The following is a 19,870-nucleotide window of genomic DNA, read 5'->3' as shown; positions in this document are numbered from 1 at the left end:
CTCACTCCACCAGCTGGATCATGTTCCCGTTCCGCGTGACGTGCAGGTCCCGCCCCATCGTGTATCCCTGCGACTCGGCGAGGTCGACGTACGGGGAGAAGCCTTTCAGGTTCTGGTGGGCCGGGATGACGTGCTGGGGCTGCAGCGCGTCGAGCATCTCGTAGTGGCCCTCCTCGCGCAGGTGGCCGGAGACGTGGACCTCGTCGTAGATCCGCGCGCCCTGCATCTTCAGGAGGCGCTCGGACTGGTAGCGCTGGCCCTCGTTCGTCGGCTCGGGGATGACCCGCGCCGAGAAGATGACCTTGTCGCCGTCCTCGATTTCGTAGGGCGTCTCGCCGCGACCCATCCGGGTGAGCATCGCCCGCGGCTCGCCCTGGTGACCCGTGACGACGGGGAGGAAGTTCTCCTTGCCCTCCTTCATGATTCGCTTGAACGTCCGGTCGACGGACTTGCGGTGGCCGTACATCCCGACGTCGTCCGGGAAGTCGACGAAGCCGAGCCGCTCTGCGGTCCCGGAGTACTTCTCCATCGAGCGGCCCAGAAGCACCGGCTGGCGTCCGATCTCCTTGGCGAACTCGACGATCGAGGAGACGCGGGAGACGTGCGAGGAGAACGTCGTGGCGACGATGCCGCCGTCGTAGTCCTCCATCGACTTGACCGTGTCCTCGAGGTGTTTCCGCGCGAGCGACTCCGAGGGCGTCCGGCCCTTGCGGCCCGCGTTCGTGCAGTCCTCGATGTAGCAGAGGACGCCGTTGCCCTCGCGGCCGATCTCGCGGAAGCGCTCGATGTTGATCGGGTCTTCCAGCACCGGCGAGTGGTCCATCCGCTTGTCCAGCCCGTAGACGATCGCGCCCTCTGGCGTGTGAAGGACGGGGTTGACCGCGTCGATGATCGAGTGGGTGACGTGGACGAACTCCATCTCGACGTTGCCGGAGTCGCCGATCGACATCGTCTCGCCGGCTTCCATCTTCACGAAGTCGTTGTCGAAGCTCCCGCTGAACTTGGTCTCGCCCTCGACCTGCTGTTTCGCCAGTTCGATCGTGAACGGCGCCGCGACGATCGGAGCGTCGTAGCGGTGGGCGAGCTTCGGGATCGCGCCGATGTGGTCGAGGTGGCCGTGCGTCGGCACGATGGCCTGCACGTCGCCCTCGAGGTCGGACATCACCCGGTCGTCCGGGATCGCGCCCATATCGATCAGATCCAGGCTGTGCATCTTTTCGGTCTCCACGTTGTCGTGGATCAGGACCTGACTGAGGTTCAGGCCCATGTCGAAGATGACGATGTCGTCGCCCGCGCGAACGGCCGTCATCTGTCGACCGACTTCTTCGTATCCGCCGATTGTCGCAATTTCGATTTCCATGGTCGTGTCCGAGCATCGAAAGCCACGGTAAGATTGGCCGCCGTCTGCCCCGGCGATCACGCCCTAGGGGGTCGCGATCGCCCGGAGAGACACGGCCGTCCTCACGGTGTGGCGAGGGTGCTCACTGAAACGTCCCGCCGTGGTTCGACGGCGCACCGGCGTTCCGGCGTCCGTCTCGGGACCGATCGGCCCCGGCGTCTTACAGCGCGTCGGTCGTCGGCCCCGCGTGCCCCGAGCCGCTCGGAACACTTACCCGCGGGAGTTGGTACTGGTCAGTTCTCGGCCGGGTACTAAAAACTAACCGGGTCGGACCCGCGAACGACTCCGAACGCCGATCGAGAAGATTATCAAGTTCGATACTCCCGGGGAAAGGTTGAGTACCCGACCGATCCGCGTTCGAAACGAAGCACCAAACAGATCGGGCCCGCGAACGGCGCAACGCCTCGAACGAATCGAGGCCGCGAACGGACGGGGCCCGCGAACGACGCGATTCAACGGCCTACATCCACGATGGACCGTCACGTCACCGCCGGGGGAGGGATCGACCGCTTCGATCACCTGCCGGTCCTCACCGTCCGCGTGACGCTCGACGACGGCGAGCCGGTGATCCGAGACTGCAACGATCGGTTCGCCCGCCGACTCGATCGGCCGCGCTCGGAGTTGCTCGGCTCCCCTCTCCGCTCTGTATACGCCGCAGATCCCACGGCGAACAGCGCTGACGGCGGTCCCTCACCGCTCGTCCCCGTGTCCTCCTCCGACGGGGGCGTCGACGTCAACGACCGATCGTTCTCCGCCGAGACCGGCGGACAGACCGCCGACAGCGACGGCGGCGACCCCGAAGACACGGGCGACCCCGACAGCAGAGACGGAACCCGACCGGACGACCGCTTTGATCGCAGTCTCGTGCGCGCCGACGGCTCGCTCGTTCACACCGTCGCCGAGGCCGTGCCAAGCAACGACGGCGACGGGTACGTCCTGTACTTCGTCGATGTCACGCGTCGCCGCCGTCGAGAGAGACAGGCGGAGGTGCTCAACCGGCTGATGCGGCACAACGTCCGGAACGACCTTAACCTCCTCCGGGGCTACGCGCGCACGCTCTCCGATCACGACGACGAAGCCGTCGTCGATGCGGCGAACGTCATCGATCGGATCGCCGACCGCTGGCTCGGGCTCGCGGGGAAGGTGCGGCAGATCGAGCGGCTGTTCGCCGACGAGGCCGACACCGTGCGCCTCCGGGACGTCGTCGCCGCGTCGCGGTCCGCCGTCGAGCGGGAGTGGCCGTCCGGCCGCGTCGACGTCGAGCTCGGGGTCGATCCCGACCGGGAGGTCTCAGAGCGCCTCCACGTCGCGCTCGTGGAGCTCTGTGAGAACGGGATCAAACACGCCGTCGAGGCGAGGGACGGAGATCAGGGCTCCCCGGAGACGAGGGACGGAGCCCAAGACGCGCCGGAGCCGGTTCGGGTCACCGTCACGGTCGAACCCGGGTCCGAGCCCGGCTGGATCGTCGTTCGCGTCGCGGACGACGGACCGGGGATCCCCACCCACGAACTCACCGCGCTCCGACGGGACGGCGAGACCCCGCTCCAACACGGGAGCGGACTCGGGTTCTGGCTCGTCAGGTTCGTCGTCCAGCAGCTCGGCGGCGAGGTCGCGGCTCAGTCGACGGCCGACGGGGCCGTCACGACGCTCACGGTCCCGCTCGCGGACGATGTGAGCGCGGAGCAGTGATCCGGTAGCGCAGTCACGGCTCGTCGGTCAGCGGGGGCACCGTCCGGCGGTCAGAACAGCAGTTCCCGGAGGGCGCGACCGTACGCCCCCGGCAGATTCCGTCGGGCCGTACCGAGCGCGCCCCGGAGGGCCGTCGCCGCGTCGCTCATCACGCCCTCCCCGTGTCCGACGAGGACGCGCTCGGGGGCGAACCCACCCAGCTCGCGTCGGGGCGGGAAGGGACGTAGCATCGGGTGGACGCCGAGGCGTTCCCCCGGGGCGAGGAAGTACGAGACGGTCCCGACGGCCTCCGGAACGACGAGTGTCCCGTCCTCGCGGTGATACAGGCCGACCTCCTGCCACGGCGGGACCCTCGAATCCCGGACCGCGAACGCCTCGAAGCCCGACGAGCCGAGTTCGCGTTCGTACCGTTCGACCGGCGCGTCGAGTTCCTCTGCGACGCCCGACATCCACCGAGGGACGTGGACCGACACGCCGTGACGAGTCGCGAGCGCCGCGGCGTCGCGTTTGTGCCTGTCGAGCCCGACCACGACGCCCGCGACGTCACCGAACTCGGTCAACAGGTCGTCGATTCCGGGTGCGTCGACGGGGTCGACGACCCAGACGCCGCCGTCGTCGCCGACGAGGGCGTGGCTCGCCCGCTGCATCTCCTCCTCGGGCCGGGCGATCCAGCCGACGCCCCGCTCCCACCGATCAATCTCGCGGTACTCGCCTGGCTCGGCGACTTTCATCGGCATACCCGCGTATTCGGGCGCGAGACCGATAAAGCTCCTCGCCGATGCGTCGGCCCTCGAACGCCACGCGGCGCTGACGCCCCGTCGCCGTCGCACCGTCATCACCGCGTCGCGCCGGCAGGACCGGAAGACACACGCCGGCGGCGACCGCTCGAAGCCGTATGGGATTCGAGCTTCGCGAGCACACCGCCGACGTCGCCGTCGAGGCGACCGCGCCCGACCTCTCGTCGCTGTTCGGCGCCGTCGCCGACGGCCTCGCCGCGGCCTCCTGCGACGACATCCCGGCCGTCGACGACTCGGTACCGACGTTCGAGGCGTCTGTCGCCGCCGAGAGCCGGGAGGCGCTGCTGTTCGATTACCTCGATCAGCTCATCTACGAACGCGACGTCGAGCGCGTGCTCCCGGTCGAGAACCGCGTACAGATCGCCGTTCCCCCGAACGCCGACGACAGCGGAGTGGACGCAGCGCGCGCCGGGAACGCTGAGGACTGGTCGCTCACGGCAACGTATCGCGGGCTCCCGCTCGATCGGATCGACGCGCGCGAGGTCAAGGCGGTCACTTACTCGGAGATGCGGGTCGAGCGGACGGCGTCGGGGTGGACCGCCTACGTCGTGTTCGACGTCTAGGCAGTCCGTTTCTCACCGGGCGTACAGCGCGTTCATCGATGTGTCCCTGATGCGTTCGTCGACGTTTCACCGCCCCGCTCGTCGGCGTGTCGCCGACGTGCTCGCCGACCGGTGGCGGCCGCTGCAGTGCGGCCGGCCACGCGCTCCCGCACTCGGAAGTTGTTTGTGCCCCCCGCTTCGAGGTGGGTACGAGATGACCGATCGCGCAGCGCGCCTCGCTCGTGTCGCTCTCGTCGTCGCCGTGCTCCTCGGCGGCGTCGCGTCGGCTCCGGGCGCGTCGGCACAGACGCTCGATACCATCGCCGACACGCAGATCAACCCCGACGACGTCTCGCTGAACGTCGACGTCCGCTCGGACGGCTCCGCGGCGTGGACGGTCGAGTACCGGGTGCGGCTCGACGACGACAACACCACCGAGGCGTTCCTCTCGCTGCGCGATGACATCCGGAACAACGAGACGCGGTACGCATCGCAGTTCGGCCAGCGCATGTCGTCGACGGCCGCGGCGGCCGAGAACGCGACGGGCAGAGAGATGCGGATCGAGAACGTCTCGGCCACCGCGACGCGACAGCAGCTCCCGCAGGACTACGGCATCGTCACCTACACCTTCGTCTGGACGAACTTCGCGGCCGTCGACGGCGGCGAGATCCGGGCCGGCGACGCGCTCGCGGGCTTCTTCCTCGATGAGGAGACGTCCCTGCAGTTCTCTTGGCCCGAGGGCTACGCCCTCGACGCGGCGCAACCCCAACCCGACGACACGCGCCTCGGCTCGCGGATAGTGGTCTGGACCGGCCCCGTCGATTTCGGCCCGAACGAGCCGGCGCTGGTCGTCGCCGAGCAGCCGCCGGACGGGGGTACGGAGACGATGACCGGCGGCGACGGCGCGACCGACGGCGGATCCGACGGGGGACTGGCCTCGCTCGCACTCGTCGCTCTCGCGCTCGTGGTCGCGGCGGGAGTCGGCGGCTGGATCGTCTCCACCCGTCGCGGACCGTCGTCGTCCGACGCGGCGGCGGCGGGCGGCTCCGACACGGCGGCGACCGAGTCCGCCGGACCCGACAGCGGCCCGTCGGAATCGGGGACTGACAGCACGGCACACGCGGGAGCTTCCGGCGACGCGGCCGGCGCTGTGGACACCGCGTCGGCCGACGCCGCCGATTCGGCCACCGGGAGCGATTCGGCCGCTGAGGACGACACTGACAGCGCGGCAGCCGGCGAAGACGTCGACCCGCGGGGCCCGGACGACGCCACGTCTCCGGCCGACAGCGGCGGATTCGCGGCTGCGAGCTCTGGCGCGGGCGCGGGTGCTCCCGGTGACGATGGCCCATCCGCGGAGGACCGCCCGTGGGAGGACGAACTGCTGAGTAACGAGGAGCGGGTGCTCGCGCTCGTCGAACACGAGGGCGGTCGGATGAAACAACAGGAGGTCGCACAGACGCTCGAGTGGACCGACGCGAAGACGAGCCAAGTCGTCCGGAAGATGCGCGATGAAGACAAACTGGACGCCTTCCGACTGGGTCGCGAGAACGTGCTCGTGCTCCCCGGCGAGGAGTTCGGGCCGAGCGACCCGTAGACGCCGCGGACGTAACTCGGATTAATCCGGGCAAAATCGGTGCGAGGATCGCGGACGTATATGTTCGTCTGGACGTAATGGTGAACTAATGAGGCCAGCACTCGCGCTTCTCGTCGCGTTGGTCGTCGTGATCGGAACCGCCCCGGTCGCCGCCGCGACGTCGAACGCCGCGCAAGCATCGGACGCCATCTCCGCAGCGACGGCGCAGGTGCAGGACGAGGGAACCGAGACGCCGACGAACGACACGGCGAGGTCCGCAACCGCGACCGCCGAGAGCGATGGCGACGACGGTACCGCGGACAACACCACGTCGGAGTCGAACGACACCGACGAATCGAACGCCACCGCCGGACTCGAGCCCGGCGCACGGCTGGCGGGCGTCATCGCCGTCCAGCGAACGGAGGTCAGAAGCGAGGTCGACTCGAGAGCCTTCGGCCAGCGGGTCGCCGCCGCCGCGACGAACGAGTCCCGGGCCTCCGTCGTCGCCGCCGAACTGAACGGCAGCCGGGAGCGTCTCGCAGAACTAAGAGACCGCCTCGCGGAGCTGGAGCGTGCCCGCGACGCCGGCGAAATCTCGGAGGGGCGATACCGCGCCCAGAGCGCGCAGCTACGCGCCGAGATCAACGCGCTGGACCGCCGCCTCGAACAGGCGAACGAGTCCGCGTCGTCGCTCCCGGACGCGGTCCGAGAGCGAGCCGGCATCAACGCGACGAACATCGAACGGCTCCGCACCGACGCGCGGAACCTCTCCGGCCCCGAGACCGCCGAGATCGCGCGCGGAATCGCGGGCGGTAACGCCGGTCGGGGACTCGGCGATTCGGACGCCCCACCGAGGCCGAACGGGGCCCCGGGCGACAGCAACGAGGCGGGCGAAGCGCCCGGCCGGAGCGGTAACGCCTCCGCGGGCGGACCGTCGGGGGACGCTGAGACCGGGGCGGCCCCCGGTGAACACGGCAGCGGCGAGGACAGCGGCGGATCCGGTGAGGGCGCCCGAGACAACGCACAGGAGCGGAACGCGACCCGCGACGGGATCGACAGAGGCGAGGGCGACGGTCCGAACGCCGCTGACGGCGCGGGTGACGGCTCCGAAGCCGGGACGACCGACAGCGACGACACGACAGCCGACAGCCCCGAGGGCGGCGACGGGGACAACGACGGGTCGCCCGGGAACAGCGGGCACGCCCCTAACGGCGACCCACCGGCACGCAGATAACGCGCGCCGCGGTGAGTGAGAGTCCGGCGGTTTCGTTCGGCTATCACTCCCCAGCGGCGCCGTGCCTACCGCCGCTTCGGCGCGAGCCATCGCACATTCAACTTTGATACTCGGAGGGGAGGATTATTATCAGCCCGCCCCTACACCGGAACCGATGGAGTACGCGTACCCGATCGTCGGGTTCTTCGCGGGGATGGGACTGGTCGCCACCAGTGTCTTCACCGCCTTCATTTACACGCCGACGACGGTCTCGACGGTCGACACCGTGATCACGGCGTTCACGGGCGTCACGCTCCAGGTCGGCGATTTCCTCGCCGTCTCGTCGGCGACGGCGATCGTATTCGATCTCCTCGCCACGCAGTTCGGCGTTCGGTACTCCCTTCTCGTCCCGTCCGCGATCGCGTACGCGCTCACCCACGTGATCGTCTACTACTCGTCGCTGCGCATCACCGACGTGCAGGGGCAGCCGCTCGATCCGGACTTCGACATCCGCGAGAACCCGCTCCGACTCGCGACCCTGTCGATTCCCGGCGCGCTGATCCTGCTTCCGTCGGGGCGCCGCTGATCGATCGATATGTAAAACGGCTCTTTGAGACAAAGCCGCCTTTAGGTGGGTATCCCGCGTAGTCGAAGGTGCCCCGGTTGGGCCGCCCGCGAATCAGTCCCCGCTGACGCGACACGCACCCGATCGGATTCGACCCGGCCCACTCCCCGTCCGCCCCCCCCTTCCCCCTCCCGGCCGGGTCGACGGTCCTCCAACCGGGCACTCCCGCTGACGCACTCCTCTACGGCCCTCCGAAACGCGGTAGCCGCCCTCTACCGGTGAGCCTCGCAAAACGTGGTGGGACCGGGATTTGAACTCACTCGCACCGCAGGCGGTGCTCGCTGCTCAAATCCCAGCGTACCGACGATAGCGCTCGCTCCCGCTCGCGCGGTGAACTACCCTACCCTACCCTACTCGCTCACGGCTGACGCCGTTCGCTCCTTGAGGGTAGGGCTTCCTGCTTCGATGACGCGCTTTGCAGATACAGGCGTATCCACAGGGAGCGCAGTCTCCACAGGCGTTGATTCGGAGTATCCCACTCCTATATCTTCGAGGCCGCGAGAAAGAATGTTCCACGCCGCGTTCGCGTCCCTGTCCGCCTCAAACCCGCAGGCGGGACAGGAGTGTTCACGGACCCACAACGGCTTCTCTGTCGAGACACCACACGACGCGCACTCTTTGGTCGTCCCTCTCGGGTTGACCGCGACGAAGTGCGTTCCTTCACGCTCGCATTTGTATTCGAGCAACGAGAGGAACGTTCGCCATGCCGCCGACGCTGTGTTGCGACTGTTCGACGGTGATTCCATCATCCCCTTTACGTTCAGGTCTTCAACCACCACGAGGTCGTACTCCCGAGCGTAGTACGCCGAGAGTTTGTGCAAGAAATCGCGGCGTTTTCGTCGGAGGTCCGCGTGACACTCCGCGACCCGCCGTCGTTGCTTCTCGTAGTTGTTCGATCCGTGCTGTTTGCGCGAGAGCTTCCGTTGCTCGCGCTCTACGCGTTCGCGCTCGTCGGAGAGGTCGAGCGACCCGACCGCCGTGCCGTCGGTGTCGTGGGCGTACTTGAGAATCCCTACGTCGATGCCGACGCATTTCTCGGGATGCTCAGGTGGTTCGGGCGGTTTACGGTCTATTTGGACGCCAAACGTAGCGAACCACTCGCCCGTCGATTCCTTCTTGACCGTGACCTGTTTGAGTGTCGCGTCGTCAGAGATTGCGCGGTGGAGCCGAATCGGGATGTCCGCGAGTTTCGAGAGTGACAGCACAGTCTGACCGCCCTTCTTGTCGAGCTTGAAGCCAGACTGACTGTATGTGAAACTACGGAACTCGCGTGGCGGCTTCCACTTGAGTTGGCCGACGCCGTAGCCGTTCTCCTTGAGCTTGGAGAGGCTTCTGAGGTTGTCGAACAGACGTTCCACGACGGTTTGGAGGACCTTCGAGTACACGTCGGAGAGGCCGTCCCACCACTTCTTGAGGTCGGGAAGTTCCGACCGAAGCGTGGTCATAGACGGCAGTTCGCCGTGTTCATCTTGGTACTCGTTGAGGCGGTAGAGCGTGTGATTGTACAGTTGCCTACAAATGTCGCGGTGACGGTCCAACTCCTCGCGGTGGGCGTCGGACGGCTTGAGGCGGTACTTGTAGGCGTAGTACATCCGTTACTCCCGTTCCTCGATTAGTTCGTCCAACTGCTCTCGGACGAACGACGAGAGGTTGAGGTGTTGGTCCTCAATCCACTCGTCTTGGTCCTCCCGAATGGTGATTGTCTTCCGTTTCACCGTAATGCACGGTATGCACGCTACACGTATAATGATGTTGGTGAAGAGTTGCCCTGTGGGCCGAGCGTGGAACGTGTTTGAGAACCATGCGGCGCTGTATCCCCTCCCTGCTCGCTCCCGTTGGTCGCTCGCTGAGGAAGGGGGCTTAGCGCCTCAATTCAGCTAAATTTCGTTGTGTTCGCTCACGTGTCCGCCGCAGCCGCCGCTGCGACGGGAATGGGCCTCACAAAACGCGGTGGGACTGGGATTTGAACCCAGGAATCCGTGAGGATACCTGCTTTCAAGGCAGGCGCAATAGGCCGCTCTGCCATCCCACCGCGAGCGGTACTTTCGGGCGACCCGTCTAAGAATTGTCGGTCCCCGATCGATCCCCCCGCGATCGGTTCGCCGAAGGCGACCTCGACTGAGAGGCGACGACAGCTGCCCCCGTCAGTCCCGCGAGAGCGCCACTCCCGATCCGTCACCGTCGCTTTCGACGACGGTCAGGCCCGCGTCGACGACGAACTCGGCGGTGTATCCGGGAACGACGCGCTCGGCCTGCCAGCGCGCGCGGATCGTCGAGACGAGCGTCGCGAGATCGGACCCCGTCCGGACCGTCGGCTGCATCGGCAGGAAGCCGACGTCGCGGTCGGCGTCGTTCGCGCCGTCGACGAGCGTCTCCAGTTCGGGCGCAGTGAACGCGCCCTCGAAGTCGATGGGCGCCCGGAAACCGGCGTAGTAGGCCCGACCGTCCGTCGACGGCCCGAGCACGACGTCGTTCGAGCGGAGCTTCATCGCCGCCGAATCGATGGTCGAGCGGAGCAGGAACGGCGCGTCGCCGCGGACGACCGCCGCGGACTGCACGCCCTCCTCGCGCAGGAGATACGAGATCGTGTTCCCCGCGCGCGCCGAGAGCGACGAGCCGACCTGCACCTCGAAACGCGCCGAATCGGGGTCCTCCAGCGTGTCGTCGGCGATCGATCGGAGGGCCGCCTCGGCGGACTCGTCGGCGTCGACGTGCGCCTCCGGGAGCAGGTCGTCCGGGAGGTAGTTCACGAGGAGTTCGCCCCCGGATCGCTCGACCGCCCGGAGCGTGTCCCGGAGCATCGCCTCCGAGAGCTCCGCGGCCTCCGACGGGGAGAGCGGGCTCGTCTCCGGGAGTCGCGGCAGTGTCAGTCCCGGACGCGGCGGCTCGGCCAGAACGGCGACGACAGTCATACGCGTCTCTCGGCGGTCTGCGCTCTTCAACCCGGCGTTTCCGGGACGACTCGACCCGCGGACCGGTCGTTCGTCGCCCGCGCCGACGTTAGCGCCCGCGACGGCCCTTCGTCTGGCGGTAGTCGCGCGCGAAGACGTTCTCCAGCAGGTGTTCGACGAACGCGTCGGTCCGCTCGTCGGTCTGCGCCTCGAGTTCGATCATCGGCACTAGCTCGAAGCCGCGGCCGCGGATCGTCGTCGCGTGCGCCGCATCGACGTCGACGTCGCCGGGGCGCTTCGTCGTGTAGTCGATCGCGAGCGCGTCGAACGTCCGCTGGCCGATCGGGACGATGATCTCGGGGTTGATCATCCGCACCTCGGCGTTGAGGTACGGCTCGCAGGTCCGGATCTCCTCGTCCGTCGGCCCGCGGTCGGGGTGGTGACAGCGCGTGAGGTAGGTCACGAAGGCGTTCTGGAGGTCCGGCTCCTCGGCGCCGGGCGCAGTCCGCGCGAACCCGAGTTCGGCGAGGATCCGCTGGAGCCGTTCGCCCGTCTCGTCGCCGGTGAACGGGACGCCCGTGCGATCGGCGCCGGGATGCGGCCGCTCGGCGACGAAGAGGAACTCCGCGCCGACGTCGCCGTATCCGTGGACGACGTTCGTTCGGGCCTCACAGAGCGCAGCGCAGTTTCGGCACGCCGCGTCCATACTGAACGGGTTCGCCAGCGAGTCCTGTTCGGCGTCCATGCTCAGCTCCGCTGTGACGCCTCGCGGCGGCGGACGACGCCGGTCATGTCGGCCACGCTCTCGGTCATCACGCGGAACGCGTCGGCCGTGTCGCCCTCCTCGAGGACGACCGGCTCGCCGCCGTCGCCGCCGGTGCGGACGGACGGATCCAGCGGGAGCGCGCCGAGGAACGGCAGGTCGTTCTCGGCGGCGAACGCCTCGCCGCCGCCCGCCCCGAAGATGTCGTGGGCGGACCCGCAGTCGGGACAGCGGAACGACGACATGTTCTCGACGATGCCGAGGACGTTCGTGTCGTGCTTGCCGAACATCTCCAGCCCCTTTCGGGCGTCGTCGATGGCGACGTCCTGCGGCGTCGTGACGATCACCGCGCCCGTGAGCGGCAGCGTCTGGAGGACGGTCAGCTGGGTGTCGCCGGTGCCCGGCGGGAGGTCCAACACGAGGTAGTCGAGCTCGCCCCACTGGACGTCCTCGACGAGCTGTGTGAGGAGCTGATGCACCATCGGCCCCCGCCAGATGACCGGGTCGTCCTCGCCGACGAGAAACGCCATCGACATCAGTTTCACCCCGTATTTCTCCGGGGGAACGATCGTCTGATCGTCCGCGGCCGTCGGCGCCTCGTCGGCGGCGACCATCCGCGGGACGTTCGGACCGTAGACGTCGGCGTCGAACAGGCCGACGCGCGCGCCGAGCTTCGAGAGGCCGGCCGCGAGATTGACCGCGACGGTCGACTTCCCGACGCCGCCCTTCCCGGAGGCGACAGCGATCACGTTCTCGACGCCGGGGAGGACGTCCTCGTCGGGATCGATCGGCGAGGGGATCTGCGCCGTGAGGTCGACGTCGTATCCGGTGTCCCTCAGCGCGTCTCTGATCTCGCTGGCGATCGCGGTTTCCGACGGCGAGTAGGGGGCGCCGAGCGCGAGCGAGATCCGCACGGTGCCGGCGTCCTCGTCGACGTCGACGGCGTTGACGAGTCCGAGCGAGACGATGTCGTCGCCGAGGTCGGGGTCCGAGACCGAGCGGAGGCGCTCGCGGACGGCTTCGTCGTTCATACCCGGAGTCGGTGCGAACGACCGATAAGCGTTTTGAACGGTTTCGGTGTCTCGACGCGGTGCAGACGGCCGCGAGTAACTGGTATCGATTACGCATTGCCCCTGAACGACGGCGAATTTATCAGCGTCGAGCCGAAGCATTCCACGATGCTCGAAGACGACTTCGGGCGCGAGGTGTCCGGCGTTCGCGTCTCCCTGACGGACCGATGCAACTTCGACTGCGTCTACTGCCACAACGAGGGACTCGGCGACACCCGCGGCCCGATGGACCCGCAGAACGACGAGATGACCGCCGACGAGGTCGTCCGATTCCTCGAGGTCGTCTCGGAGTTCGGCGTCCGGAAGGTGAAGTTCACCGGGGGCGAGCCGATGCTCAGAGACGACCTCGAGGAGATCATCGAACGGACGCCGGACGCGATGGAAACGTCGCTGACGACGAACGGGACGTTCCTTCCCGGCCGCGCCGAGGCGCTCAGGGAGGCGGGCCTCGAACGCGTCAACGTCTCGCAGGACGCGATCGATCCGGACGCGTTCGCGGAGATCACCAAATCCGGCGCGTACGAGAAAGTCATCGAGGGCGTCGAGGCCGCGCTCGACGCCGGCCTCGACCCGGTGAAGCTGAATATGGTCGTCTTCGAACACACCGCCGGCTACGTCGAGGGGATGGTCGAACACGTCGCCGAGAACCCCGGACTCCAGCTGCAGCTGATCGAGTACATGCCGGAGCTGACGGGACACCCCGAGTGGAACATCGACATCGGGCGCGTCCACGACTGGCTCGAGGAGCAGGCCGACCGCGTCGAAACCCGGGAGATGCACAACCGCCGGCGCTACTACGTCGGCGAGGGGATGGTCGAAATCGTCGACCCCGTGGAGAACCCGAACTTCTGTGCGAACTGCCACCGCGTCCGCGTCACCCACGAGGGCTACCTCAAGGGCTGTCTCAACCGCAACGACGACCTCCGATCGATGGGCGAGATGACCCGAGACGAGATCCGGGAGACGTTCAGGGAGACGGTCGAAAAGCGGGTCCCATACTACGGCGAGTACATGGTCCGCGAAGACGGAGAGTGGATCGTCAACGACGCGTACATCGACGCCCCGCTGTCTCATTCCTGATCTGTCCCCACCGGCTCGGTTCATCGGACGCCGCCGTCTCAGCTGAACGCGTCGACGGTTTCTGTGTCTATTGTGCGGTGACCGTCTCTTGTGAAGTGGGCTAGCGATTGGTTCAGTCCGTCGCACCGGTTGTGCGCGCTGGTGGACATTCTGCTCAATATTAAAGCGGCGCGGGGGCGTACGGACGAGTATGAGTGAACACCACGTCGCCCTGTTCGACGCCTCGGTGGGCGATACCCCAGCCGAGCGCAACTTCCGGCGCGAGCTCGACGCGTCGGTCACAGCGTTCAAAGTCAGCGAGAGCGACTTCCCGGGGTGGCCGGGCGCCGACGGCTCGTGGCCGTACGATGCCGTCGTCGTCTCGGGATCGCAGACGGCCGTCTACGACCGCGAACCGTGGATGGAGACGCTCGCCGAGTTGGTTCGCGACCTCCACGAACTCGGCGTGCCGATGCTCGGCGTCTGCTGGGGCCATCAGTTCCTCGCGCAGTCGCTCGGCGGGTGCGTCGCGGCGATGGACGCGTACGAACTCGGGTACCGGCGCATCGAGCGCTACGACGACTCGCCGCTGTTCGCCGGGCTACCGGGCGAGTTCGTCGCCTTCGAGACGCACTCGGACGAGGTGCTCCGACTGCCGCCGGGCGCGGTCGAACTCGCGGGCAACGAGACGTCGTGCCAGGCGTTCTCGCTGGGGCCCACGTTCGGCGTTCAGTTCCACCCCGAGTACGACCTCGAAACGGCGCGGGAGGTCATCGAGGGTAAGCGCGAGGAGGGCGTCTCCGATGCAACGGTCGACGCGGCGCTGGCGGAGGCCACGCCCGAACGACACGCCGAGTCGGAGGCGGCAAAGCGGGTGTTCGAGAACTTCCTCGCCGTCGCAGAGCACGGTCCGACCGCGACGACCGCCGACTGATCCGGTGGGGCCCGGATCGAGCGACCGTCTCCCGACCCCCGATCGAGCGCCGAGCTTTTGGCTGAAGACGACCGACGGCACGTATGCCCTCCGAGAAGGTCTGTCCGGACTGCGAGGAACCGCTGGAACGAATGGAGTTACAGGGGACCAGCGCGCTCGGGTCCCTCTCGATCGTCGCTCCCGCCGACGATGGGTTTCTGAGCGGCATACGAGCGGACGAGGTCCTCGCGCCGGTTCCCTACGTCTGTCCGGAGTGCCGACGGACGCTCGTGTACGCGGAAGAATAACGGACGCTTGGACGCCGCGACGACGGACGCTTGAACGCCGCGACGAGTGATTCTCACTCGAGTACGGTGACTCCGACGGCTTACGCGCTATCGGTAGCCCGTTCGTCGCCGCCCGGATTCTCGAGGAACGCGTCGATGGCGTCCCCGCCTTGGAACCCGCTGGCCAGTCGGCCGACGACCGCGCCGTCCTCGAAGAGGAGTAGCGTCGGCGCGCTCTTGATCTCGAAGCGCTCGATCAGCGGCGGGTCGTCCCGGGGGTTGATCGTCGCGACTGCAAGGTCCTCGTGTGCGCGCGCGACGTTACCGACGACTGGCTCGATGCTGGCACACAGCGTACAGCCCTCCGTGTAGAAGTCGACGAGGACCCGACCGTGCGCCGCGAGGAAGGCGTCGAGGTCGGCTTCGCTGTCGAGGTGGACGGGTCGTTCGGGCGTCGAATCCGCGGCGGACGCGTCAGTGCTCATAGACATCAGTTGGTCCCCGACCGTGATATACTGTCGGCGCGCTGTCCGGCGCGGCGCACACCCGCCAGTGGTTGTCGTGGGTCCCGATCGCACGATTCGCCCCCGTGCGGGCCGCTCACAGTCCGTGGCCCTATCGTGATGTTTAAGTAGCGACCACGGTTTGTTCTGACTGCAATACGCTGCAGGGAGGCCAGCTCCCGAGTCCGAGAGGGCGACAGTACGAGATCGTGTGTTGCGGTAGCCAAGCATGGCCCAAGGCGCAGGGTTGCTAACTCTGTGGCGTCAAGCCTCCGGGGTTCAAATCCCCGCCGCAACGCTCGTCGGACTTACCAGAAAGTCATGAGTGCAGAAGAACCACAGGACGACGCTCCAGAGGAGGAGGAAGACCTCCAGTACTTCGTTCGTATCGGGGCCACCGACCTCGACGGGACGAAGACGGTAGAGCGGAGTCTCACAGACATGAAGGGTATCGGCAAGCGCACGGCGCGCATCGTCGCCGAAGCCGCGGATGTGGACCGACACGCGACGTTCGGTCTGCTCGACGACGACGACATCGACGCGGTCGTCGATGTCGTCCAGAACTTCGACCAACACATCCCCGAGTGGATGGCAAACCGCCGAAGCGACTTCTTCAGCGGGGAGACCACCCACGAGACCGGCTCGGACCTCGAAGAGAAACGCCGCCACGACATCAACCGGATGAAGATGATCAACTCCTACAAGGGCGTCCGGCACCAGCGCGGACAGAAGGTCCGCGGACAGCGGACCAAGTCCACCGGACGGACCGAGGGGACGATCGGCGTCAACGTCGAGGCGATCAAAGAGGAGGCGGCCGAGGAGGCCGCCGCCGCCGAGGAGGGCGACGAAGAGTAACCAATGGCGACCGGAAACAACACCAAGCGGTACGAGACGCCGAATCACCCGTTCCAGGGCGAGCGAATCGCCCAAGAGGGTGACCTGCTCGGCCGCTACGGCCTGAAGAACAAAGAAGAGCTCTGGCGCGCGCAGTCGGAGCTCCGGAACTACCGACGGGAGGCCCGACGGCTCATCGGCGACGCGCAGGGCGACCTTGACGCCGCCGAGGCCGCCGGCGAGGAGTTCCTCACCCGACTCCGCCGGTACGGCATCCTCTCTGAGAGCGACGACATCAGTCGCGTTCTCGGATTGGACGTCACCGACATCCTCGAGCGCCGACTGCAGACCGTCGCGTACCGGCAGGGGCTCGCGAGCACGCCAAAGCAGGCGCGGCAGTTCATCACGCACGGTCACGTCGTCGTCGACGGCGCACGCGTCACGCGCCCGTCGAAGACGGTCGAGGTCCGAGAGGAGGACGCGATCACGTTCGACGGAACGAGTCCGCTCGCGGACGAACTCCACCCCGAACGCGCGGAGGGACAGGAATAACATGAGCGAATCCGAGACAACCAGGGACAAGTGGGGAATCGCCCACGTCCACGCGTCGTTCAACAACACGCTCATCACGGTCACGGACCTGACCGGCGCCGAGACGATCGTAAAGTCGTCCGGCGGCGCCGTGGTGAAGCAGAACCGAGACGAGGCGTCGCCCTACGCGGCGATGCAGATGGCCGAGTCAGTCGCCGAGGAGATCAAGGCGGCCGGCATCGAGGGCCTCCACGTTCGCGTCCGCGGTCCGGGCGGGAACGACAACAAGAGCCCCGGTCCCGGCGCGCAGGCGACGATTCGCGCACTGGCACGCGCCGGTCTCGAGATCGGCCGCATCGAGGACGTCACGCCGATCCCGCACGACGGGACGCGTGCGCCCAAAAACAGCCGACTCTGAGGATTAACACATGACCAACGATTTCGAGGTCGAGTTCATCGAACGCGGCGACCGGAAGGCCCGGTTTCTGGTCCGCGGCGCGTCGCCGGCCGTCGCCAACGGCATCCGCCGGGCGATGGTCGCCGACGTGCCGACGTTCAGTATCGACACCGTCCGGTTCGTCGAGAACACGTCGGTGATGTTCGACGAGATGATCGGTCTCCGTCTGGGGCTCGTCCCGCTGACGACGCCCCTCGACGACTTCGAGGCGGGTGACACCGTCACCCTCGCACTCGACGTCAAGGGGCCGGCCACCGCGTACTCGGGCGACCTCGAGTCGTCCGACGCGCTCGTCCAACCGGCCGACGAGAACGTCCCGATCATCGAGCTGAAGGAGAACCAGCGCCTCGAACTGGAGGCGGACGCGGTACTCGACGCCGGCAAGGCGCACGCCAAACACCAAGGCGGCGTCTCGGTCGGCTACCGCCACCTCCAGCGCGTCGAAGTCGTCGGCGACGCCGGCGAGTTCGACGATCAGGAGCCGAACATCCTTCGCGGAGTGATCGAGGAGGCGGCCGCCGAACACGCCGCCGACGGGAGCGCCGAAGACGGCGATCTCGTCCCCACGGACGCGTTCGACAACGACCTCACGAACCGGTACCCCGGCAAAGAGGTCGAGGTACACGACGTGTCCGAGGCGTTCGTCTTCCACGTGGAGACGGACGGCTCCTTCAGCGTCGAAGAACTGGTCCTGCGCGCCGTCGGATCGCTCGGCGACCGCGCAGCCGAACTCGAAGACAAAATCGCGATATAGTACGATGTCTGCCCCTTCACCCACCACCCGACGCTCGCCCGCCTCGCCGGCACCGTCGGCGTCGCCGTCGTCGCAGACGACGAGCGGCGCGCCCGATGCGGTCCGGCAGTCCGGCGGACGGCGTCGCCAGACCGAAAGGAGTTTGAAGGGGCACGCAGTAGAACGGAGTGCGAGCAGGGATAGCCAAGTCTGGCCAACGGCGCAGCGTTCAGGGCGCTGTCCCATAGGGGTCCGCAGGTTCAAATCCTGCTCCCTGCACTTTTCGGCTCGTCCGAACGGGCGAGCCGCCGGTGCAGCGTGCAGATTTGCGCCACGGGGGTCGCAGCGGCCGAGCGAAGCGAGGCCGATCGTCACCCGGCGGTTCAAATCCTGCTCTCTGCACTCCGTTTTTTCTCAGGAGGTACACAATGAGTAAGACGAATCCGAGACTCAGCAGTCTCATCGCCGAGCTGAAGGCGGTCTCTCGCGAGTCCGGTGCCAACGTCTGGCAGGACGTCGCGGACCGTCTGGAGAAGCCGCGGCGCACACACGCGGAGGTCAACCTCGGGCGTATCGAACGATACGCACGCGAGGACGAGACCGTCGTCGTTCCCGGCAAGGTGCTGGGAAGCGGTGCGCTGCAAAAGAATGTTACAGTCGCGGCGGTCGACTTCTCGTCGTCCGCTCGAACCAAGATCGAACAGGTCGGGGACACGGTGGCGCTCGAACGCGTCGTCGAGGAGAACCCCGACGGAAGCAACGTACGGGTGATTCGATGAGCCTCGCCGAATTCGACGCCGACGTCGTCGTCGACGCGCGAAACTGCATCGTCGGCCGCGTCGCCACGCAGGTCGCACAGCGCGCACTGGACGGCGAGCGGATCGCGATCGTCAACGCCGAGGACGCCGTGATTACCGGCTCCGAGGACGACATTATGGCCACGTACCGCAAGCGAGCGGACGTCGGATCCGACCGCGGGCCGCACTACCCGACGCGTCCCGACGGCATCTTCAAGCGCGCGGTGCGCGGGATGGTTCCGTACAAGAAACACCGCGGTCGCGAGGCGCTCGCGAACGTCCGCGTCTACGTCGGTAACCCGTTCGACGACGAGGGCGAGGCGCTCGAGGACACCACGCTCGACCGCCTCTCGAACATCAAGTTCCTCTCGCTCGGAGAGATTTCCGAGAAACTGGGTGCGAAAGTCACATGGTAACGAACACCTCTGGCAAGAAGAAGACGGCCGTCGCCCGCGCCACCGTGCGCGACGGCGAGGGTCGCGTCCGAATCGACTCCCAGCCTGTCGAACTCGTCGAGCCGGAGATGGCTCGCCTGAAGATGCTGGAGCCGTTCCGCATCGCCGGCGAGGACCTCCGCTCGCAGGTCGACATCGACGTCAGCGTCTCCGGCGGCGGCTTCGCCGGACAGGCCGACGCCACGCGGACGGCGATCGCCCGCGGGCTGGTGCAGCATCTCAACGACGCCGAACTCCGCGACGCGTACATGGAGTTCGACCGGTCGCTGCTCGTCAACGACGTGCGGCAGTCCGAGCCCAAGAAGTGGGGCGGACCCGGTGCACGAGCGCGCTATCAGAAGTCCTACCGTTGAGGTGATTCAGCTATGATGATACCCGTCCGGTGTTTCACCTGCGGCAACGTCGTCGGCGAGCACTGGGACGAGTTCAAAGAGCGCGCCCGCGAGGGCGACGAAGACCCCGCGGCGGTGCTCGATGACCTCGGTGTCGAGCGGCACTGCTGCCGGCGAATGATGGTCTCTCACAAGGACCTCGTCGACGTCGTGGCCCCCTACCAATGAGTGGACAACCCCAGTACAACCGGTACGAGAAGGCCCGCATCCTCGGCGCGCGAGCGCTGCAGGTGTCCTACGGCGCGCCCGTACTCGTCGACTCCGACCAGTCCGAACCGATTCTGGTCGCCGCAGAGGAGTACGACGCGGGCGTCCTGCCGTTCACGGTCAAGCGAGAGGGCAACTGA

Annotated in this window: 24 protein-coding genes and 3 tRNA genes; 19 read left to right on the top strand and 8 right to left on the bottom strand. The window is 67.2% G+C overall.

What is annotated here, in order from left to right; translation table 11 throughout:
* Nucleotide 1 precedes the first annotated feature (1 nt).
* Complete coding sequence (locus tag ACT3HL_RS05260; RefSeq protein WP_445085755.1) at nt 2-1,360, bottom strand: RNase J family beta-CASP ribonuclease; 1,359 nt, start codon at nt 1,358-1,360, stop codon at nt 2-4.
* Nucleotides 1,361-1,870: 510 nt separating this feature from the next.
* Here ACT3HL_RS05260 and ACT3HL_RS05255 point away from each other — a divergent pair.
* Nucleotides 1,871-3,088 carry an ATP-binding protein gene (locus tag ACT3HL_RS05255; RefSeq protein WP_445085754.1) on the top strand — a complete coding sequence of 406 codons (1,218 nt, stop codon included), beginning with the start codon at nt 1,871-1,873 and terminating at the stop codon, nt 3,086-3,088.
* A 50-nt stretch (nt 3,089-3,138) separates the two neighbouring features.
* Here ACT3HL_RS05255 and ACT3HL_RS05250 read toward each other — a convergent pair whose 3' ends face one another.
* Entirely contained in the window at nt 3,139-3,825 is a 687-nt protein-coding gene (locus tag ACT3HL_RS05250) for a hypothetical protein (RefSeq protein WP_445085753.1), read from the bottom strand.
* Nucleotides 3,826-3,983: 158 nt separating this feature from the next.
* On the opposite strand from ACT3HL_RS05250, the gene ACT3HL_RS05245 reads away from it, so the two are divergent.
* From ACT3HL_RS05245 to ACT3HL_RS05230, 4 genes are all read left to right on the top strand, one after another.
* Complete coding sequence (locus ACT3HL_RS05245) at nt 3,984-4,448, top strand: archease (protein ID WP_445085752.1); 465 nt, start codon at nt 3,984-3,986, stop codon at nt 4,446-4,448.
* A 193-nt stretch (nt 4,449-4,641) separates the two neighbouring features.
* Nucleotides 4,642-6,021 (top strand): DUF7345 domain-containing protein, encoded by a 1,380-nt coding sequence (locus tag ACT3HL_RS05240; RefSeq protein ID WP_445085751.1) that lies wholly within the window; start codon nt 4,642-4,644, stop codon nt 6,019-6,021.
* 88 nt (nt 6,022-6,109) lie between these two features.
* Nucleotides 6,110-7,234, top strand: coding sequence for a hypothetical protein (locus tag ACT3HL_RS05235; RefSeq protein WP_445085750.1), 1,125 nt, complete (start codon nt 6,110-6,112; stop codon nt 7,232-7,234).
* Between the two features lie 154 nt (nt 7,235-7,388).
* Nucleotides 7,389-7,799 carry a hypothetical protein gene (locus ACT3HL_RS05230; protein ID WP_445085749.1) on the top strand — a complete coding sequence of 137 codons (411 nt, stop codon included), beginning with the start codon at nt 7,389-7,391 and terminating at the stop codon, nt 7,797-7,799.
* Nucleotides 7,800-8,188: 389 nt separating this feature from the next.
* On the opposite strand, the gene ACT3HL_RS05225 is transcribed toward ACT3HL_RS05230, so the two are convergent.
* From ACT3HL_RS05225 to ACT3HL_RS05205, 5 genes are all read right to left on the bottom strand, one after another.
* Complete coding sequence (locus ACT3HL_RS05225) at nt 8,189-9,430, bottom strand: RNA-guided endonuclease TnpB family protein (RefSeq protein ID WP_445085748.1); 1,242 nt, start codon at nt 9,428-9,430, stop codon at nt 8,189-8,191.
* A 356-nt stretch (nt 9,431-9,786) separates the two neighbouring features.
* A tRNA-Ser gene (locus tag ACT3HL_RS05220) sits at nt 9,787-9,870 on the bottom strand.
* 112 nt (nt 9,871-9,982) lie between these two features.
* Nucleotides 9,983-10,750 (bottom strand): DUF2064 domain-containing protein, encoded by a 768-nt coding sequence (locus tag ACT3HL_RS05215; protein ID WP_445085747.1) that lies wholly within the window; start codon nt 10,748-10,750, stop codon nt 9,983-9,985.
* 88 nt (nt 10,751-10,838) lie between these two features.
* Nucleotides 10,839-11,474: a uracil-DNA glycosylase family protein gene (locus ACT3HL_RS05210; RefSeq protein WP_445085746.1), complete on the bottom strand. Its 636-nt coding sequence runs from the start codon at nt 11,472-11,474 to the stop codon at nt 10,839-10,841.
* Between the two features lie 2 nt (nt 11,475-11,476).
* Nucleotides 11,477-12,523, bottom strand: a complete 1,047-nt coding sequence (locus ACT3HL_RS05205) for a P-loop NTPase (RefSeq protein ID WP_445085745.1) — start codon at nt 12,521-12,523, stop codon at nt 11,477-11,479.
* Nucleotides 12,524-12,670: 147 nt separating this feature from the next.
* Between ACT3HL_RS05205 and moaA the strand changes: the two genes are divergently transcribed.
* From moaA to ACT3HL_RS05190, 3 genes are all read left to right on the top strand, one after another.
* Entirely contained in the window at nt 12,671-13,642 is a 972-nt protein-coding gene (gene moaA / locus ACT3HL_RS05200) for a GTP 3',8-cyclase MoaA (RefSeq protein ID WP_445085744.1), read from the top strand.
* 190 nt (nt 13,643-13,832) lie between these two features.
* On the top strand, nt 13,833-14,555 hold the full coding sequence (locus tag ACT3HL_RS05195; protein ID WP_445085743.1) for a glutamine amidotransferase-related protein: 723 nt from the start codon (nt 13,833-13,835) through the stop codon (nt 14,553-14,555).
* 83 nt (nt 14,556-14,638) lie between these two features.
* Nucleotides 14,639-14,842 (top strand): hypothetical protein, encoded by a 204-nt coding sequence (locus ACT3HL_RS05190; protein ID WP_445085742.1) that lies wholly within the window; start codon nt 14,639-14,641, stop codon nt 14,840-14,842.
* 80 nt (nt 14,843-14,922) lie between these two features.
* Here the strand turns inward: ACT3HL_RS05190 and ACT3HL_RS05185 are convergent, their stop codons facing one another.
* Nucleotides 14,923-15,306, bottom strand: coding sequence for a thioredoxin domain-containing protein (locus ACT3HL_RS05185; RefSeq protein WP_445085741.1), 384 nt, complete (start codon nt 15,304-15,306; stop codon nt 14,923-14,925).
* Between the two features lie 231 nt (nt 15,307-15,537).
* On the opposite strand from ACT3HL_RS05185, the gene ACT3HL_RS05180 reads away from it, so the two are divergent.
* From ACT3HL_RS05180 to ACT3HL_RS05130, 11 genes are all read left to right on the top strand, one after another.
* Nucleotides 15,538-15,622: transfer RNA gene (locus ACT3HL_RS05180), tRNA-Ser, on the top strand.
* Nucleotides 15,623-15,645: 23 nt separating this feature from the next.
* Nucleotides 15,646-16,179 (top strand): 30S ribosomal protein S13, encoded by a 534-nt coding sequence (locus ACT3HL_RS05175; protein ID WP_445085740.1) that lies wholly within the window; start codon nt 15,646-15,648, stop codon nt 16,177-16,179.
* Nucleotides 16,180-16,182: 3 nt separating this feature from the next.
* Nucleotides 16,183-16,710 (top strand): 30S ribosomal protein S4, encoded by a 528-nt coding sequence (locus ACT3HL_RS05170; RefSeq protein ID WP_445085739.1) that lies wholly within the window; start codon nt 16,183-16,185, stop codon nt 16,708-16,710.
* Between the two features lies 1 nt (nt 16,711).
* Complete coding sequence (locus ACT3HL_RS05165; protein ID WP_103990110.1) at nt 16,712-17,107, top strand: 30S ribosomal protein S11; 396 nt, start codon at nt 16,712-16,714, stop codon at nt 17,105-17,107.
* 10 nt (nt 17,108-17,117) lie between these two features.
* Nucleotides 17,118-17,900: a DNA-directed RNA polymerase subunit D gene (locus ACT3HL_RS05160; RefSeq protein ID WP_445085738.1), complete on the top strand. Its 783-nt coding sequence runs from the start codon at nt 17,118-17,120 to the stop codon at nt 17,898-17,900.
* Between the two features lie 173 nt (nt 17,901-18,073).
* Nucleotides 18,074-18,158: transfer RNA gene (locus ACT3HL_RS05155), tRNA-Leu, on the top strand.
* 149 nt (nt 18,159-18,307) lie between these two features.
* Nucleotides 18,308-18,658: a 50S ribosomal protein L18e gene (locus ACT3HL_RS05150; protein WP_445085737.1), complete on the top strand. Its 351-nt coding sequence runs from the start codon at nt 18,308-18,310 to the stop codon at nt 18,656-18,658.
* Nucleotides 18,655-19,092: a 50S ribosomal protein L13 gene (locus ACT3HL_RS05145; protein WP_445085736.1), complete on the top strand. Its 438-nt coding sequence runs from the start codon at nt 18,655-18,657 to the stop codon at nt 19,090-19,092. Before ACT3HL_RS05150 ends, ACT3HL_RS05145 begins: the two co-directional genes overlap by 4 nt.
* Nucleotides 19,086-19,484, top strand: coding sequence for a 30S ribosomal protein S9 (locus ACT3HL_RS05140; RefSeq protein WP_445085735.1), 399 nt, complete (start codon nt 19,086-19,088; stop codon nt 19,482-19,484). The genes ACT3HL_RS05145 and ACT3HL_RS05140 overlap by 7 nt, the downstream gene beginning before the upstream one ends.
* A gap of 12 nt (nt 19,485-19,496) precedes the next feature.
* Nucleotides 19,497-19,691 carry a DNA-directed RNA polymerase subunit N gene (locus ACT3HL_RS05135; protein WP_445085734.1) on the top strand — a complete coding sequence of 65 codons (195 nt, stop codon included), beginning with the start codon at nt 19,497-19,499 and terminating at the stop codon, nt 19,689-19,691.
* A complete protein-coding gene (locus ACT3HL_RS05130; RefSeq protein ID WP_445085733.1) occupies nt 19,688-19,870 on the top strand; it encodes a DNA-directed RNA polymerase subunit K in 183 nt (60 codons plus the stop codon). The genes ACT3HL_RS05135 and ACT3HL_RS05130 overlap by 4 nt, the downstream gene beginning before the upstream one ends.

The organism is Halobellus sp. GM3 (assembly GCF_052545375.1).
Note: the sequence above shows the minus strand (reverse complement) of the source record. Positions and strands in the feature narration are given on the sequence as shown.